Raw genomic sequence first — 14,897 nt, forward strand, 5'->3', positions numbered from 1 at the left:
TTCCCTCCTGCCGGGCCTCGCGGCCCTCTTCTAGACGGACTCCAGCGCCGTGACCGAGGATGGCACGACGCTGCGGATTACGTCAGCGACCTGTTCCAGGACCGCGCGGCGCGGGAACCCGCTGCGGTAGACCAGTCGAACGTCCCGGTAGGCCGCCCCTTCGTCGAGCTGGCGCACGATGACGCCGAGATCGGTGGTCCAGGCGCCCTTGGTCGCCAGGGCCGGCGCCAGCGTGACCCCCTGCCCCGCGCCGACCAGGTTGATGATCGTCTCCAGGCTGGTCGCGGACATGTCCGCGCCCTCGGCCGGCGCCTTGAGGCGGCAGGCCGCCAGGGCCTGGTCCCGGAAGCAGTGGCCCTCGGTCAGCAGCAGCAGCTCGTCCGCGGTCAGGGCGCCGAGGTCGATGGTCCTGGCATGCTCCAGCGGGTGGCCGCGCGGCACGGCGAGCCAGAAGGGCTCGCGGTAGAGCGGCAGGGAGCGGAGCCGCGGGCTCGCCGGCGCCGTCGCCAGGATCACCGCGTCGAGGTCGCCGGCCTCCAGCCGTGCCTCGAGATCCTGGGTGACGGTCTCGACGAAGACCGGCCGGATGCTCGGCAGCCGGCGGCGCAGGGGCGCGAGAAACAGCGGGATCAGATAGGGGGCGATGGTCGGGATCAGCCCGATGCGCAGCGGACCCGCGGCCGGATCCTTCTCCGCGTCTGCGACCCGCTCGATCTCGTCGGCACCGCGCAACACGTCGCGGGCGAGCGCGACGATGCGCTCGCCGGCCGGGGTCAGCCGCACCGATTTGTTGGTCCGTTCGAAGATCTCGACCCCGAGATAGTTCTCCAGCTTGCGGATCTGTCCGCTGAGGGTCGGCTGGCTGACGTGGCTGACCGCTGCCGCCCGGCCGAAATGCTTGTGATCGGCGACGGCGCAGACGTAGCGGAGGTCCCTCAGATTCATCGGCGGTCCGAGCCAACGATAGGCAACACCAATTGATCCTATCGAATATAACCATTTTGTCAATGATTAGAACGAGTCTAAGTTCAACTACAAGCTACTGTTCCGGAACAGACCGAGGAAGGCCACCATGTCCACGCTCGCCGCCGCGCTGAGAGCCCGCGAACTTGGCCAGGGGCCTCTTCACCTCGGGGCGCTCTATCGCTGGACCGCGCTTCTCCTGCTCGCGGCCCTGATCGCGGCCACCGCGGGCCAAGTCCCGGCCGCGCTTGAAGCGGCCGCCGACGCCTATCTGGAGATCGCGGTCTTCGTCGCCTTCACGCTGCTTCTGGTCTACGGCGCGGAGGCCGGGTTCAAGACCGAGCTGGGCACGCTGCTGCGCCGCCATGCCGCCTGGCAGGTGCCGATCGGCGCCCTCCTGGGCGCCTTCCCCGGCTGCGGCGGCGCCATCGTCGCGGTGACCCAGTTCACCCGCGGTCACATGAGCTTCGGCGGTCTCGTGGCCACCCTGTCGACCACCATGGGCGATGCCATGTTCCTGCTGATCGCGGCCGAGCCCATGACGGCGCTGCTGGTCAGCGGCATCTCGCTCGCTGTCGGCGTGGCCAGCGGCTACCTCATCGACGGGCTGCACGGCAGGGACTTCCTGCGTCCGGCGCAGGCCGCCCGGCAGGACCGGGCCTGCATCGCGGGCAAGCCCTGGATCGGCGGCCGCCAGGGCCCGCTGGAGTGGGCCTGGATCGCCCTGATGGCGGTCGCCATGGTGGTCGGCATCCCGGCCGCCATGGCCGAGGCCGACCTTCTGGGCTGGCTCGGCCTTCCGGAGGGCGCCGCCCTGACGCTGGCGCTGGCCGGCGCCGGCCTCGGGCTGCTGCTCTGGGCCCGGGACGGCGATCCCGACGAACAAGACAATGGCAGCGCGGCGGGCTGCCGACCGATCGCCCGGTCGGTGATCCAAACGACCAACTTCGTGCTCGCCTGGGTGGTCTTCGCCATGGTCGGCTACGAGCTTCTGGTCGCGGCGCTCGGCATCGACATCGAAGCCCTGCTGATCGCGACCGGCCCGCTGGTCGTGGCCCTGGCGATCCTTGTCGGCTTTATCCCCGGCTGCGGCCCCCAGCTCGTCGTGACCTCGCTCTATCTGGCGGGCGCGCTGCCGCTGTCGGCGCAGCTCGGAAACGCCATCGCCAACGACGGGGACGCCCTGTTCCCGGCGATCGCCATCGCGCCCCGGGCGGCGGTCGCGGCGACGCTCTACAGCGCCTTGCCGGCACTCGTCGTCGGTTACGGAGCGCACATGCTCGGCTACTGAAACGACGGCGAGCAGAACGCTTCTGCCATAACCCCGCGCTCAAATTTTCGTGCGGCGCGGAAACCGTCGGGGCAGTGGCACCGTATAGTGGAAGCGGGCCGAGCAACATGCCGGTTCGCAGTGCCTGTCCCTTGTTTCCGGATCGCGTGAGCATCGAAAAGAGGAAGCAGAGATGCAGAGCCAGAACAGATTATTGGGCCGACTGCGCCGCCACGGCTACCTCATCGCCGGTTACATCCTGTTCGGGCTCGGCGCGATCGGCGCGGTCCTGCCGGTCATGCCGACGGCGGTCTTCTGGATCGCCGCCGCCGCCTGCTTCGCGCGCTCGTCGGAGAGGATGTACCAGCGGATCGTCAATGCGCCGCACTTCGGCCCGGTAATCGAAGACTACCTGAGCCAGGGCGCGATCAGCACCAAGAGCAAGGCCGCGGCTGTTTCGGGCATGGGCATCGGCCTCGCGATCGCCGCCTTCACCCTGGGTGTTGGCCTGCCCTTCGCGGTGACCTTCGCCATGCTCGGCCTGGCCAGCGCCTACGTCCTGACCCGCCCCAACCCGGTCCGCGTTCCCGCGCAAAGCCGCTGACACGGGAGCGGACCGCTTCGACTTTTCAATCGCCTGGCGTGAAGAGCTCGCGCGCCGTGGAGACGCCGCGCAGCTGGTGGGACCCCAGGGACTCGAGACCAGCCGCCTCGTCGCCCGCCGCATCCCGAAACACGCTGGAGACCAGCACATTGCGATCGAGCGGCCGGCAGAGCGCCTGGATGCGGCTCGCTTCGTTGACCGCCGGCCCGACCACGGTGAAGTCCAGCCGCTCACTGGCGCCGATGTTGCCGTAGAGCACTTCGCCCAGATGCAGCGCCAGCCCGAAGTCCATGGTCGGCTTGCCGGCCTCGCGGCGCTCCGCGTTGAAGGTCGGAAATTCGCGACGGATCTGGGCCGCGGCGTCTAGCGCGTCGCGGCAGACCGCCGCCTCGTCGCGGCCGGTCAGGTCGAAGACCGCCAGCAGGCCGTCGCCCATGAACTTCAGGATCTGGCCGTTCTTGTCCTGGACCGGCCGCGCCATGGCCTCGAGATAGTCGTTGAGCACCTCGATCAGGTCGTCGCGCGGCAGAGTGTCGGTCAGCTTGGTGAAGCCGCGCAGGTCCGAGAACCAGATGACCGCGCGGATCGCCTGCCCCGAGCCGCGCTCGATGGTGCCGTTGAGCACGCGGTGGCCGGCGTCGCCCCCGAGGTAGGTGCCGAGGACCGTACTCGCGACGTCATAGGTCAGGCGTGATTTCAAGGCGAGCGCCAGGTAAGGCAGGGTCGCGAAGACCTGGTCGAGCGCGTCGTGGTCGAAGCCCTCGGGGCTGCGGGTCGCGCAGGAGAAGAAGATGCCGTCGACGGCGCGGCCCGACCCCGCCGCCGCCTCGGCGCGGCCGGCCTTCCGGGCAATGGCCTCGAGCTGCGCCGGATCGTAGGGCACGAGGCAGGCCGCATACTCGGTGTAGCCCTCCGCGCGCAGCTCCGGGAAGAGCAGAAAATCCTCGAGACCGTCCTGGTCGAGGCGCCGGCGCAGCTGCTTCAAGCCCTGCGTGCGCATGAAATAGACCGGGCTGCGCAGATACATCTCCTGGCTGATCATGCTGCGCTCGTGGGACCGGATCATGGCGCGCGAGCCGGGCTGCCAGACGAAGGTATGGGAGCCGTAGCGCGGATGGAGAGTATCCATGCCGATCTGCACCCGCTGCATGGGGAATCCGGCGTCGTAGATCCGCGCACAGTAGTCGGAGAGCTGCTCGTCGAGCGGCAGGCCCTGCAGGCCGCGCTCCACGATCTGGAACGGCAGGCCGTCGAGGGCGAGCGGGCTCGATGGTTGCGATGGCATGTCCTGGTGGCCCCGCCTCGTCAGGAAATCCCGGAGAGTGCTGAAGAACCCGTGAGCCCTTGATCACGGTCATCCTTCGACAAGCTCAGGATGAGGGTAACTGACTGAAACATCCCGCCCTCACCCTGAGCTGGTCGAAGGGTGATGGTGCCAACGAGGCACTATTTCAGCAACCTGCTAGGCCCGCTCCCGCGTGGCGACCAGCTTGATGTCCGGCCACTTCTCGGCCGTGTAGTTCAGCTCCCAGGCGTTGCGCGCCAAGAACACCGGGGCGCCGTCGCGATCCTCGGCCATGGAGCCCCGGTTGGCCTCGGAGAAGGCCTTGAGGTCCGCGTCGCTCCCGGCCTCGACCCAGCGCGCCGTCTGGTAGGGCGCCGCCTCGAAGCCGACCTTGAGATTGTACTCGCCGGCGATCCGGGTCTCCAGCACGTCGAGCTGCAGCTGGCCGACCACGCCGACGATCCAGTCGCTGCCGATCTGCGGCCGGAACACCTGGGTGACCCCTTCCTCGGCCAGGTCCTCGAGCGCGCGGCGCATCTGCTTGGCGCGCATGGGATCGTCGAGCCGCACCCGGCGCAGGATCTCGGGCGCGAAGTTGGGGATGCCGGTGAAGCGCAGGGCCTCACCTTCCGTCAAGGTGTCGCCGACCCTGAGCGTGCCGTGGTTGGGCACGCCGATGATGTCGCCGGGCCAGGCCTCCTCGGCCAGCTCGCGGTCCTGGGCAAAGAAGAGAATCGGGTTGTGGATGCCGATCTGCTTGCCGCTGCGCGCGTGGCGCAGCTTCATACCGCGCTTGAAGCGGCCCGAGCATACCCGCATGAAAGCGACGCGGTCCCGGTGGTTCGGGTCCATGTTGGCCTGAACCTTGAAGACGAAGCCGGTGACCTTGTCCTCGGCCGGCGCGACCGCGCGCTGGTCGGACGGCCGCGCGCCCGGCGGCGGCGCGAAGTCCGACAGGCCTTGGAGCAGCTCGCGAATGCCGAACTCCTTGAGCGCCGAGCCGAAGAAGACCGGCGTCAGGTGCCCCTCGCGGTAGGCCTGGAGATCGAAGGGCGGGCAGGCCTCGCGCACCAGCTCGGTCTCCTCGCGCAGGCTCTCCAGGATATCCTCGGGCAGCAACTCGGCGAGCGCCGGGTCGGCGAGCTCCAGCCGCCGGTCCCCCGCCCCCTCGCCGAACGGCAGGAACCTGTCCTGCCGCAGGTCATGGCAGCCGCCGAAGCGGCCGCCCATGCCGGCGGGCCAGTTCATGGGCGTGGTGTCGAGCGCGAGCTGGTCGGAGATCTCGTCCATCAGGTCGAAGGGGTCGCGGGACTCCCGGTCGAGCTTGTTGACGAAGGTGACGATCGGGGTGTCGCGCAGGCGGCAGACCTCGAAGAGCTTGCGGGTCTGGGCCTCGATGCCCTTGGCCGCGTCGATCACCATGACCGCCGAGTCGACCGCGGTCAGCGTGCGGTAGGTGTCCTCGCTGAAGTCCTCGTGGCCCGGCGTGTCGAGCAGGTTGAAGGTGACGTCGCCGAACTGGAAGGTCATGACCGAGGTCGAGACCGAGATGCCCCGGGCCTGCTCGATCTTGAGCCAGTCGGAGCGGGTCCGCCGCCCCTCGCCCCGCGCGCGCACGGCGCCGGCCATGCGGATCGCCCCGCCGAGCAGCAGGAGCTTCTCGGTCAGGGTCGTCTTGCCCGCGTCCGGGTGGGAGATAATGGCGAAGGTTCGGCGTTGGCCGGCCTCGCGCGCGACCGGCGAGGCCGCGCCCCCCGATGGGGTTTCCTGTGCCAGCGTCGAACTCACGGGTCTCGTCTCCTGAAGCGGGGGCCGGCGGCGGGCCGGCCGATGCTCGTTTGTTGGGATGCGGCTGAAGGCCTTGATATATCGTCAAGAGGCGCCGGTTTCGCAAGGATCGAAGGCGGGGCCGCCTGTCATTCGCGCCACCAGGACCAGGCGAGGAAAAGGCCGGGCAGGAGCGCGAAGCCCACCAGATAGACGCCGGCGCGCGCGGCGAGCGGCCCGGGACTCCTGGCCAGGTCGATCGCCCTGGTCATGACGCCGGCCACGTGGCCGACACCGGCCCAGATGACCAGTCCCAGCATCATCGCCTGGCCGAGGGACGCGCCGCCCGGCACGTCCTCGGCGGAGAGGCGGAGGAATGCGAAGAGGATCAGGCCGCTCAGCGTCAGGGTGATCACCGCGAGCGCTCGAAATCCGGGCATGACGGCGGCAAGCACGAAAGGCACCGCATAAACGGTGAAAATGCCCAGATCGGAGACCAGGAACTCCATCAGTGGATAGAGGGACATGCCCGTCGCACCGCCGGTTCAGGAAACCTGAGCAGACACTAGCCCCGAGAAGTGACCCAAGAGCGAAGGCGTTGGGGCGGACCGGCGGCACTTCGCCGGCTGACGAAGGCGGCAAATTCGGGGACAGCACATAGTTTCATATCCTCTGCGAACCGCCCTAGCCGCCGAGAAGCTCTATCGAAACTACACCCTGTCCCCAGATTTAGCTCAGCCGGGGCACCGGCTGCCGGTGTATCTAGTCGTCGTCATCCTCGTCACGGTCGTCGTCCGGATCGGGCCGCGCCGCCACGCGGGCGGAATGGGCATGGAAGAAATCCATGATCAGTTCCCACGAGTTATCGAAGTCGTACTCGTGGCCCATCTCCGCGCGGCAGTCCAAGACACGCGGCCAAGCTTCGTCCCAATCTTCGTCCTTGTCGCAATAGGTTCGGCAATCATAGCCCGACCCATGGTCCTCGAACGGAACCGCCGGCTCTTTGACGCTGCAGCCATGCGCTTTCGCCCAGGACCGCGTGATCCCCGTCGCGCCGGTATAGAAATAGCTTTCGCCGAAAGCGGTCGAGGCGGTGAAGCGCGGGTCCTCCCATTCGCCGGGCGGCACGACGGTGTCTTGGTTTCCCGTGATCGCCAGGGCCGGAAGATTGCCCTTCTTCGCTTTCGCCGAGAGATACCCCCGATGCGGCAGCCCGATCAGCGCCGAGATCGCGCGGAAACGCTTCGCGCTGCGCGGGTCTTGGCCGAGGTTCCAGGTGTACATGCCGCCGTTCGATCCGCCGACCGCGAAAACGTCCTTCTTGGCGACGCAAAGATTGTGGCTGACCTGCTCGACCAAGTTGAGCGCGAAGATAATGTCGTCGCTTTGGCAATGGGTCCAGGAGCAGGTGTTCTTCGCGACCGCCGTCTTGTCGCCGACCGGGCCGCAGGATTGATAGCTGTAGTCAGGCGTTATGCTGGCGTCGCAGATCGGACGGTCGCGGGCGTCCAATCCGTCGGTCGAGCCTAGGAAAGACCATGAATTGAAGCTCTGGTCGGGCTCACCCGAGCCGAGGCCGCGCGGGGCGACGAGAATGAAGCCGCGTCGGTCGGCCTCGTCGGTGACGGTCGCCGAGTCGAGAAACTCGTTCTCGTCCCCGCCCCAGCCATGGAAGATCAAGACGAGAGGCGCCTTGCGCGGCTTATCCGGGTCATAGCCCTTCGGAACATGGACGCGGAAAGTGCGTTCAATGCCGCTGTTAAACGGCAGTTCGGCCTGGTAGGTGCCGCTTGTGTAGGTCGAACCGCCTGGCAGGCAGGGGTCCTCCGCGAGCGCCGGCAAGGCAACGAGAGCAACGGACGATAGCGCCGTGACTTGTAGAAGCTTCTTCATGATCGAGACCCCTCCCTTCACACCACACGATCTTTCAGTCGAGTTTGCCTGTTCTCGATAGCAAAAAGGCATACTCAATTTCAACGAGCATGGACATAAGGCATGCCACGGATGGAGGCCGCCGGCGGCTCAGCAGGCGGGGAGGAGTTTCGTCTTCGGTTATCTGGGCGGGGAGAAGGCGCCCTTCCAAGTGACGGGGGTCGGGACCACCTCGGTGCTCGCCTTTAAGGCGCTGCCAGCTTGCGCAACAAATCCTGGATCCTCGTGTCGAGCACGAGGATGACGAGGAGGTGTTTGCCCTCGGCTATCGTCAAATGAGAGGCCGGAGGCCCATGCCGGCCCGCTACGGCAGGCGCGCCCCGGTATCTATCCGGAGGGGAGCTCCGGCATCGGTCCGGCACGCAGCCCTCTAGGGCTCCACGCTGTTCTGCGCCAGGTAGATGCCCCTCTCGTCCGCGACATAGAAGATATGCCGCCCGATCGTGGGGCCCCGCTTGAACACCTTGCCCCAGTGCGGCATGACGTAGTCGGCGTGGTACCAGAGGGCGCCCTGGGTCGGGTCGGCGGAGTAGCCCCAATAGACCGAGCGCGCGATCGCCTGGGTCACCTTCCACATCTCCAGGTTCCTGGGCCGGTCGCTCTGACCGTCGCACCACCAGGAGAACTGGCAGCGGTGCAGGGTCGCCTCGCCGCCCTGGCGCACCACGTCGCAGACCGTGTGGGGGAAGCGGGCGTCCTTGACCCGGTTCATGACCACGTGGGCCACCGCGTGCTGGCCCTTCATGTCCTCGCCGCGCGCCTCAAAGTAGATGTTGAGCGCCAGGCAGTGGAGCTCGTCATAGAGCTTCTGCGGGCCGCTCTTGGCCTGCCGGGCGGCGGTGAAGCTCGCCAGGGACCTGATCTCACCGGCCCGCGCCGCCCTGACCGGGCGTCGGACCGGCGCCGGCTTGGCCTCGGCGGCCAAGGTGCGGGCGGCGGGCGTCTTGCCTTCGGCGGCCGGCGTTTGGGCGGCCCGCGGTAGCGGCTTCGGCGCCCAGGCGATCTCCCGCCTCTCCGGCCAGGCGAATTCGTTGGGCGGACCGCCCAGCACCTGGGCCGCGGGCGCCTCGGCGGCGGCCACCGGCACGGTCATGCCTGGGGACCAGGGACGGATGTCGTCGTCCGCAGACGCGCTTCCCCCTTGCATCCCCGAAACGAGGGTCGCTGCGGCAATCACGGCCGCTGCACCCAATTTGTGCCGCGCGCCGCCCCAGGCGCCCGGCCTCGATGAGACTTCCAGCATCCTTCCACTCCCAGGTCCTTATACGGGACCTGCCTAGCTTCCAGTCACCCCGCGGCCGAAAAAAGCCGCGCCCCAACCAAATAACAGGTTACCGATAAATTAACGAAACGCCGATTACTTGTCAATTATCTCAATATTTCTGTGTAATTAGATAAAATCTTACACAACCCCACTCTATCTGACTCAAGTCAATTTCAACGCAACATAAAGCGGACCTCCGTCCTTGGACGGTCGGATGCTGTTTTAGCGTCCAGCCTCACGATGTCAATTCCCCCCGAGCGCCCTCCGCCGGCGGCCCGGCGGGACAAAGAAGACGCCCTGTTGTAGCCTGCTTCGGGCTTTGCAGTGGCGGGGAAGCGGGTCGGCATGGCGCAGGATCGGGGCGATCGCGACGGGGACGGCGGCGGTGCGGCCGACCGCGGCACCTTCACGATCCGGCGCCTCTGGCCGCTCGCCGTCCTGCTGCTCGGCATTCTCGGCTTCTTCCTGTTCGACCTCGACCGCTACGTCACCTTCGAGGCGCTGAAGCAGCACCGGGAGGCCCTCAAGGCCTTCGTCCAGGACCACGGCCTCGGGGCGGCGCTGATCTACGCCGGGGTCTACGCCGCCGCCGTCGCCTTCTCGCTGCCCGGGGGCGCCGTCCTCAGCATCACAGGCGGGTTCCTGTTCGGCTGGCTGCTGGCCACGGTCCTGGTGGTCTTCTCGGCGACCCTCGGCGCCAGCCTGCTCTTCGTGATCGCCAAGACCACCGTCGGCGAAGCCCTGCGCGCCAGGGCCGGCCCCTGGATCAAGTCCATGGCGGAAGGCTTCCAGGAGAATGCCTTCAACTACCTCTTGGTCCTGCGTCTGGTGCCGATCTTCCCCTTCTTCGTGGTCAACTTGGTGCCGGCCTTTCTCGGCGTCACGCTCAGGACCTATGTCCTGGCCACCTTCATCGGGATCATTCCCGGGTCGATCGTCTACACCACGGTGGGCGCGGGCCTGGGCAGCATCTTCGACAAGGGCGAGGAGTTCACCGGCGCAAACATCGTCACCTTCGAGATCGGCGCGGCCCTGGTCGGGCTGGCCGTCCTGGCCCTGATCCCGGTGGCCTACAAGAAATGGAAAGACAGGCGGCCATGAGAATGATCGACGCGGCGGCGGTCGACGCCCTGCTCGACTATCCCGGCCTGATCGACGCGCTCGAGGCCGGGCACCGGGCCGGCGTCGACACGGCGGAGCGGCTGGTTCTGGCGCAGCCCGGCGCGGCGGGGCTGACCCGCCATCTCCTGGTGTGGCCGGCCTGGCAGTGGGACGAGGCGCTCGGCGTCAAGCTGGTCACCAGCTTTCCGGACAACGCGGGCGGCGCCTTCCCGACGGTGCAGGGGGTCTACGTCCTGTTCGACGGCCGGAGCGGCGCGGTCAGCGCGCTGATCGACGGCACCGCCATGACACCCTGGAAGACGGCCGCCGACTCCGCCCTGGGCGCCCGATTCCTGGCGCGCGAGGACTGCCGCAGCCTGCTCATGGTCGGCGCCGGGGTGATGGCGCCGCACCTGATCCGCGCCCACCTGGCGGCCCGGCCCGCGATCGGGGAGGTCACCGTCTGGAACCGCACGCCTGAGACCGCGCGGGCCCTCGCCGCGGCCCTTCAGGAACAAGGCATCGCGGCCGGCGCCGGCGAGGACCTGGAGGCCGCGGCGCGGCGCGCCGACCTGATCTCCTGCGCGACCGGGGCGACCCGGCCCCTGATCCGGGGCGACTGGCTGCGGTCCGGCTGCCACCTGGACCTGGTCGGCGGCTTCACCCCGGAGATGCGCGAGGCCGACGACGAGGCCTGCCGCCGGGCGGAGATCTACGTCGACTCGCGCTGGTTCACCCTCGGGTACTGCGGCGACCTGACCCGTCCGATGGAAGACGGGGTCGTCTCGGAGTCCGACATCCGGGGCGACCTCTTCGAGCTCTGCCAGGGGCGCGCGGCGGGCCGCGCCGCGGCCGAGGACGTCACCCTCTTCAAGAACGGCGGCGGCGCCCACTTGGACCTCATGACCGGACGCCATATCCTGGACCGGGCGCGTGCGCGGTCAGGGTGACCGGGGCCAGAGCATGCTGCTGAAAGGCTCCTGAGCCCTTGATCACAGTCATCCTTCGACAAGCTCAGGATGAGGGTTTCTTTTTGATACATTTCTCCCTCACCCGCGCGAAGCGCGCGTGCTCCGCACGCCTGTCGAAGGGTGATGGTGCCGACTAGGGACTTTGACAGCACCTTGCTCGGGGAGGAGACGGAAGCCATGGCACTGACCGATAGCGGCGCGCGGACCCTCACCCGCGCCGAACTCGTGGAACGCATCGGGCGCCATCCGCGCGTGCCGCTCGCCCACCTGCCGACCCCGCTCGACCCCTGCCCGCGCCTCTCGGCCGCGCTCGGCGGGCCGCGGATCCTGGTCAAGCGCGACGACATGACCGGGCTCGCCTTCGGCGGCAACAAGACCCGCCACCTCGAGTTCGTCTTCGCCGACGTGCTGGCGGCCGGGGCCGATACGGTCGTGGCCGGTGCCTATACCCAGTCGAACTGGTGCCGCCAGATGACGGCGGCGGCCTGCAAGCTCGGCCTCCGGGTCTCGCTCGTGCTGATCCACGGCGAAAAGGGACCCCGGGTGCAGGGCAACCTGCTGCTCGACCGCCTGATGGGCGCCGAGGTCACGGTGGTCGACATCGAGACCATGGAGAGGCTGACGCCGCTGCTCGAGGAGAAGGCGGCGCAGCTCAAGGCCGAGGGCCGCAAGCCCTATGTCGTCGCGCCCTTCGCCCTCGACCAGCAGGCCCGCTCGGCGCTCGGCTACGTCAACGCGGCGGCCGAGCTGGACGCCCAGCTCGAGGCGGCCGGGCTGGACCCCGACGCGGTCTACATCTGCGGCGCCAACATGACGCCCGCCGGGCTGATGACCGGCCTGCGCGCCCTCGGGCGCCGCGCCCGGGTCGTGGCGATCACGCCGATCCAGTGGGAGGAGGACCGCGCGACGGACATCGCCCGGATCGCCAACGCCGCCGCCGCTCAGCTCGACCTCGACCTCGCGATCCGGCCCGAGCAGGTCACGGCCGACGACGGCTACATCGGGCCGCGCTACGGCGTGGTCACCGACGAGAGCCGGGCGGCGCTGAAGCTGGTCGCCGAAACCGAGGGCCTCTTTCTCGACCCGGTCTACTCGAGCAAGGCCATGGCCGGCCTGATCGACCACGTCCGGCAAGGCCGCCTCGGCGAAGACGAGACCGTGGTCTTCGTCCACACCGGCGGCACCCCGGCCCTTTTCGCCTACGCCGAGGATATGGCGTTAAGCCCCTAGCGCACTATCCGATCAGACGCGTTCGCGTCTGGCCGGATGTAGTGCGCTAGAGATCTAAGTTTAGGGCGTTACATCCGGCCAGGTGGATCGCGCAGCGATCCCACCTGATCGGATAACGCCCTGGCGACTCGGCTTTTTGTTCCAAGAGAACGCTGTGCTATACAGAGCGCCCGGCGAAGCGCGCCAGGGACCCTGAAGGGATGAGGAGCAGAGCATGAGTTTTCGCAGTCGATCGGAAGCGGCGGCCAAGGCGGTCTTCGAGTCCCTGGGCACCACGCCGGACGAACAGCACCAGAAGAAGGTCGTGGCCGCTATCGAGCGGGCGATCGTCGACGCCGTGGCCGAAGCCAACCAGCACTGCACCCAGGTCGCCATACGGTGCTGCAGCGCCGACAAGGACATGGCCCATAAGATCGCCGCCGAGATCAAGCGCGATCACCAGGCCCTGGTCGCCAACCTTTCCAGCCTGCGGTGACGGGACGCCGCCGCTGTCACGGGATTGGCTCAAATCCCCGCTAAAGTTTCCGGTTTCTAAGTCACTCCAGGCCTAAGGTGGCCGGCCCAAAAGCCCCGGGAGTCCCTCGAGAACCATGGCCGACAGCGAAACACTGCCCCGGACACTGCCGCCGGAATTCGAGCTTCAGCCGGGCTTCCACGGCAACCCGGACGAAGGACTCTGCGCGCTTGAGGCCGTCGCCTGGATCGCGGGCGAGCCCCATTCGGACGAGCCGGCCTGCGTCTGCCCGACCATGGTCAGCCTGATGCGCTGCACCAACGACCACATGTCCCACTTCCAGCGCCAGCGCCTGATACCCTTCCTGCCGCGCCTGGTCGACACCCGGGACGAGGCCCTGGCGCGGCCGCGCGCCGAGGAGCTGGCCTGGCGCGCCGTGACCGTCGCCGCCCCGGTGCCCCTGCGCGCCCGCGGCTTCCTCGAGGAGGCCGCCCACCTGCCCCGCCTGCCGCGCCACGACCTGGACCAGGCCAAGGCGGCCTTCGCCGACGTCATGGCGAGCGTGAACGGCGCCGCCTGGGCCGAGGCCGAGGCCAACGGCGCCCGCTTCTGGGGCCAGAACGTGAAGGTCCGGCCGGCGACCTGGACCTCGGTCGAGGTCATGAAGCTGGGCCTCGACGTGCTCGAGGCCCTGGCCGAGAAGGACGGCCCAGTCGAGGACCTGGCGGTGCCGGCGGCGCGCCTGATCGGGGCCGTCGGCCGCTTCGACGACAAGGCCTGGTCGGTCGCCCTCGAATGCCTCGACGCGCTGCTCGCGCTCGACACCGAGGCCGATCCGGTCGTCGTGAGCCTGGACGACTTCCGCCCGGGCGCCGTGCGCGCCGCCTAGTTTTCCCTCGTCGCCCCCTCAGCCAGGACCGGATAGATCGCTTACACGGGGGCGAGGCCGTGCCTGTGGCTTGGGATTCAACCAACCTTCTCACCACAGAGACACAGAGAGCACAGAGAACCAAAAAGGAAGTTGGTTGCGCGCGTAGCGCGCCGAAACAAACCTTTGGATTTTCCTCTGTGTTCTCTGTGTCTCTGTGGTGAATCTTCTTTGGGTTCTTGCCACGGCGCCATCCCTCGGTAGGGCGTACCCGGCACCATCACCCTTCGACAAGCTCAGGGTGAGGGCGATATGTTTCAATCACTTACCCTCATCCTGAGCATGTCGAAGGATGACGTCGATCAAGGACTCGGAAGTCGTTCAGCACCAGCTCAGAAAAAGGTGCGGATCGCCGAGGTGACGGTGTAGTCGTCGTCGACCAGGCAGATCATCTGCCACTTGTCGAAGGTGGTGCAGGGGTGGGAGATCCCGAAGGCCACCATGTCGCCGACCTGGAAGCCGTGGCCGGCCGGCACCGCCATGTGGGTGTGCTGGTCGTTCATGTCGACCACCGCGCAGCCGGTCGGAACCGGCACCGGCGCGCCTTTGGAGCTGGGACGATAATGCAGCTCCGGCACCGGCCAGCCGGCGTCGGACGAGACGTCGCGGCGCCCCATGGTCAGGATGACCTTCTCCGGCTCGGGACAGGACTGCACGTAGGCCCAGACCTGGAGCGCCGGCTGCAGCCCCTCCTCCGGCCCCGCCAGGTCCGGGCTGCGCGCCTGCAGCCGGGCGAAGTTGCGCCGATACATGGCGGAATCGTGGGTCAGGTAGCAGCCGCTGCGAGTCAGGACCTCGGTCGCGCAGCCGAGGTCGGCGGCGCCGAGCCGCGCCACGACCATGTCGTAGAAGGTCGAGCCGCCGGCCGACAGCAGCACCGGCTCGCGGTCGAACAGCCCTTCGCAGCGGCAGGCGGCGGCGAGCGCGACCAGGGAGTCGAGGAACTTCGCGACCAGGCGCTCTGTGTCCGCCAGGCCGTCGCCCTTGATCAGGCCCTCGAAGCCCTCGACCCCCGAGAGCGCCAGCGCCGGGGCCTCGTGGGCGGCGCGGGCGACCGCCAGGGCGGTCTCCAGGTCCCGACACCCGGTCCGCCCGCCGGGCACGCCGCCCTCGACCAGCACCTGGACC

14 protein-coding genes are annotated in these 14,897 nt (G+C 68.2%); 7 read left to right on the top strand and 7 right to left on the bottom strand.

Annotated features, from left to right (window positions below; translation table 11 throughout):
- Positions 1 to 30 precede the first annotated feature (30 nt).
- Positions 31 to 945 (bottom strand): LysR substrate-binding domain-containing protein, encoded by a 915-nt coding sequence (locus tag QNJ67_17820; GenBank protein MDJ0610839.1) that lies wholly within the window; start codon positions 943 to 945, stop codon positions 31 to 33.
- Positions 946 to 1,072: 127 nt separating this feature from the next.
- Here QNJ67_17820 and QNJ67_17825 point away from each other — a divergent pair, with 127 nt between their 5' ends.
- Together QNJ67_17825 and QNJ67_17830 are read left to right on the top strand one after the other, a co-directional pair.
- Entirely contained in the window at positions 1,073 to 2,254 is a 1,182-nt protein-coding gene (locus QNJ67_17825) for a putative manganese transporter (GenBank protein MDJ0610840.1), read from the top strand.
- 172 nt (positions 2,255 to 2,426) lie between these two features.
- The gene (locus QNJ67_17830; protein ID MDJ0610841.1) at positions 2,427 to 2,837 is read left to right on the top strand and encodes a YbaN family protein; all 411 of its coding nucleotides are present in this window, start codon (positions 2,427 to 2,429) and stop codon (positions 2,835 to 2,837) included.
- A 25-nt stretch (positions 2,838 to 2,862) separates the two neighbouring features.
- On the opposite strand, the gene QNJ67_17835 is transcribed toward QNJ67_17830, so the two are convergent.
- The 5 genes from QNJ67_17835 to QNJ67_17855 all read right to left on the bottom strand — a co-directional run bounded on the left by QNJ67_17835 (position 2,863) and on the right by QNJ67_17855 (position 9,064).
- A complete protein-coding gene (locus tag QNJ67_17835; GenBank protein MDJ0610842.1) occupies positions 2,863 to 4,122 on the bottom strand; it encodes an adenylate/guanylate cyclase domain-containing protein in 1,260 nt (419 codons plus the stop codon).
- Between the two features lie 177 nt (positions 4,123 to 4,299).
- A complete protein-coding gene (locus tag QNJ67_17840; protein ID MDJ0610843.1) occupies positions 4,300 to 5,898 on the bottom strand; it encodes a peptide chain release factor 3 in 1,599 nt (532 codons plus the stop codon).
- A 140-nt stretch (positions 5,899 to 6,038) separates the two neighbouring features.
- Positions 6,039 to 6,416 (bottom strand): hypothetical protein, encoded by a 378-nt coding sequence (locus QNJ67_17845; GenBank protein MDJ0610844.1) that lies wholly within the window; start codon positions 6,414 to 6,416, stop codon positions 6,039 to 6,041.
- A gap of 235 nt (positions 6,417 to 6,651) precedes the next feature.
- Positions 6,652 to 7,782: a hypothetical protein gene (locus QNJ67_17850; GenBank protein ID MDJ0610845.1), complete on the bottom strand. Its 1,131-nt coding sequence runs from the start codon at positions 7,780 to 7,782 to the stop codon at positions 6,652 to 6,654.
- Between the two features lie 409 nt (positions 7,783 to 8,191).
- Positions 8,192 to 9,064, bottom strand: coding sequence for a cell wall hydrolase (locus tag QNJ67_17855; GenBank protein ID MDJ0610846.1), 873 nt, complete (start codon positions 9,062 to 9,064; stop codon positions 8,192 to 8,194).
- A gap of 366 nt (positions 9,065 to 9,430) precedes the next feature.
- Here QNJ67_17855 and QNJ67_17860 point away from each other — a divergent pair, with 366 nt between their 5' ends.
- The 5 genes from QNJ67_17860 to QNJ67_17880 all read left to right on the top strand — a co-directional run bounded on the left by QNJ67_17860 (position 9,431) and on the right by QNJ67_17880 (position 13,730).
- Positions 9,431 to 10,186: a TVP38/TMEM64 family protein gene (locus QNJ67_17860; protein MDJ0610847.1), complete on the top strand. Its 756-nt coding sequence runs from the start codon at positions 9,431 to 9,433 to the stop codon at positions 10,184 to 10,186.
- A complete protein-coding gene (locus QNJ67_17865) occupies positions 10,183 to 11,136 on the top strand; it encodes an ornithine cyclodeaminase family protein (protein MDJ0610848.1) in 954 nt (317 codons plus the stop codon). The genes QNJ67_17860 and QNJ67_17865 overlap by 4 nt, the downstream gene beginning before the upstream one ends.
- 198 nt (positions 11,137 to 11,334) lie before the next feature.
- Positions 11,335 to 12,387 carry a D-cysteine desulfhydrase family protein gene (locus QNJ67_17870; GenBank protein ID MDJ0610849.1) on the top strand — a complete coding sequence of 351 codons (1,053 nt, stop codon included), beginning with the start codon at positions 11,335 to 11,337 and terminating at the stop codon, positions 12,385 to 12,387.
- A 214-nt stretch (positions 12,388 to 12,601) separates the two neighbouring features.
- The gene (locus QNJ67_17875; GenBank protein MDJ0610850.1) at positions 12,602 to 12,862 is read left to right on the top strand and encodes a hypothetical protein; all 261 of its coding nucleotides are present in this window, start codon (positions 12,602 to 12,604) and stop codon (positions 12,860 to 12,862) included.
- A gap of 115 nt (positions 12,863 to 12,977) precedes the next feature.
- Positions 12,978 to 13,730: a hypothetical protein gene (locus tag QNJ67_17880; GenBank protein MDJ0610851.1), complete on the top strand. Its 753-nt coding sequence runs from the start codon at positions 12,978 to 12,980 to the stop codon at positions 13,728 to 13,730.
- Between the two features lie 371 nt (positions 13,731 to 14,101).
- On the opposite strand, the gene QNJ67_17885 is transcribed toward QNJ67_17880, so the two are convergent.
- On the bottom strand, positions 14,102 to 14,897 hold a 796-nt coding region (locus tag QNJ67_17885; GenBank protein MDJ0610852.1), incomplete at its 5' end, for an amino acid deaminase.

It is taken from the genome of Kiloniellales bacterium, from assembly GCA_030064845.1.
In the GTDB taxonomy this organism is placed as follows: domain Bacteria; phylum Pseudomonadota; class Alphaproteobacteria; order Kiloniellales; family JAKSDN01; genus JASJEC01.

What these genes read in the sequence shown, in the direction of transcription:
- QNJ67_17820 (MDJ0610839.1), bottom strand. Translation starts at nt 945, where the DNA reads ATGAATCTGAGGGACCTCCGCTACGTCTGCGCCGTCGCCGATCACAAG.
- QNJ67_17825 (MDJ0610840.1), top strand. Translation starts at nt 1,073, where the DNA reads ATGTCCACGCTCGCCGCCGCGCTGAGAGCCCGCGAACTTGGCCAGGGG.
- QNJ67_17830 (MDJ0610841.1), top strand. Translation starts at nt 2,427, where the DNA reads ATGCAGAGCCAGAACAGATTATTGGGCCGACTGCGCCGCCACGGCTAC.
- QNJ67_17835 (MDJ0610842.1), bottom strand. Translation starts at nt 4,122, where the DNA reads ATGCCATCGCAACCATCGAGCCCGCTCGCCCTCGACGGCCTGCCGTTC.
- QNJ67_17845 (MDJ0610844.1), bottom strand. Translation starts at nt 6,416, where the DNA reads ATGTCCCTCTATCCACTGATGGAGTTCCTGGTCTCCGATCTGGGCATT.
- QNJ67_17850 (MDJ0610845.1), bottom strand. Translation starts at nt 7,782, where the DNA reads ATGAAGAAGCTTCTACAAGTCACGGCGCTATCGTCCGTTGCTCTCGTT.
- QNJ67_17855 (MDJ0610846.1), bottom strand. Translation starts at nt 9,064, where the DNA reads ATGCTGGAAGTCTCATCGAGGCCGGGCGCCTGGGGCGGCGCGCGGCAC.
- QNJ67_17860 (MDJ0610847.1), top strand. Translation starts at nt 9,431, where the DNA reads ATGGCGCAGGATCGGGGCGATCGCGACGGGGACGGCGGCGGTGCGGCC.
- QNJ67_17865 (MDJ0610848.1), top strand. Translation starts at nt 10,183, where the DNA reads ATGAGAATGATCGACGCGGCGGCGGTCGACGCCCTGCTCGACTATCCC.
- QNJ67_17870 (MDJ0610849.1), top strand. Translation starts at nt 11,335, where the DNA reads ATGGCACTGACCGATAGCGGCGCGCGGACCCTCACCCGCGCCGAACTC.
- QNJ67_17875 (MDJ0610850.1), top strand. Translation starts at nt 12,602, where the DNA reads ATGAGTTTTCGCAGTCGATCGGAAGCGGCGGCCAAGGCGGTCTTCGAG.
- QNJ67_17880 (MDJ0610851.1), top strand. Translation starts at nt 12,978, where the DNA reads ATGGCCGACAGCGAAACACTGCCCCGGACACTGCCGCCGGAATTCGAG.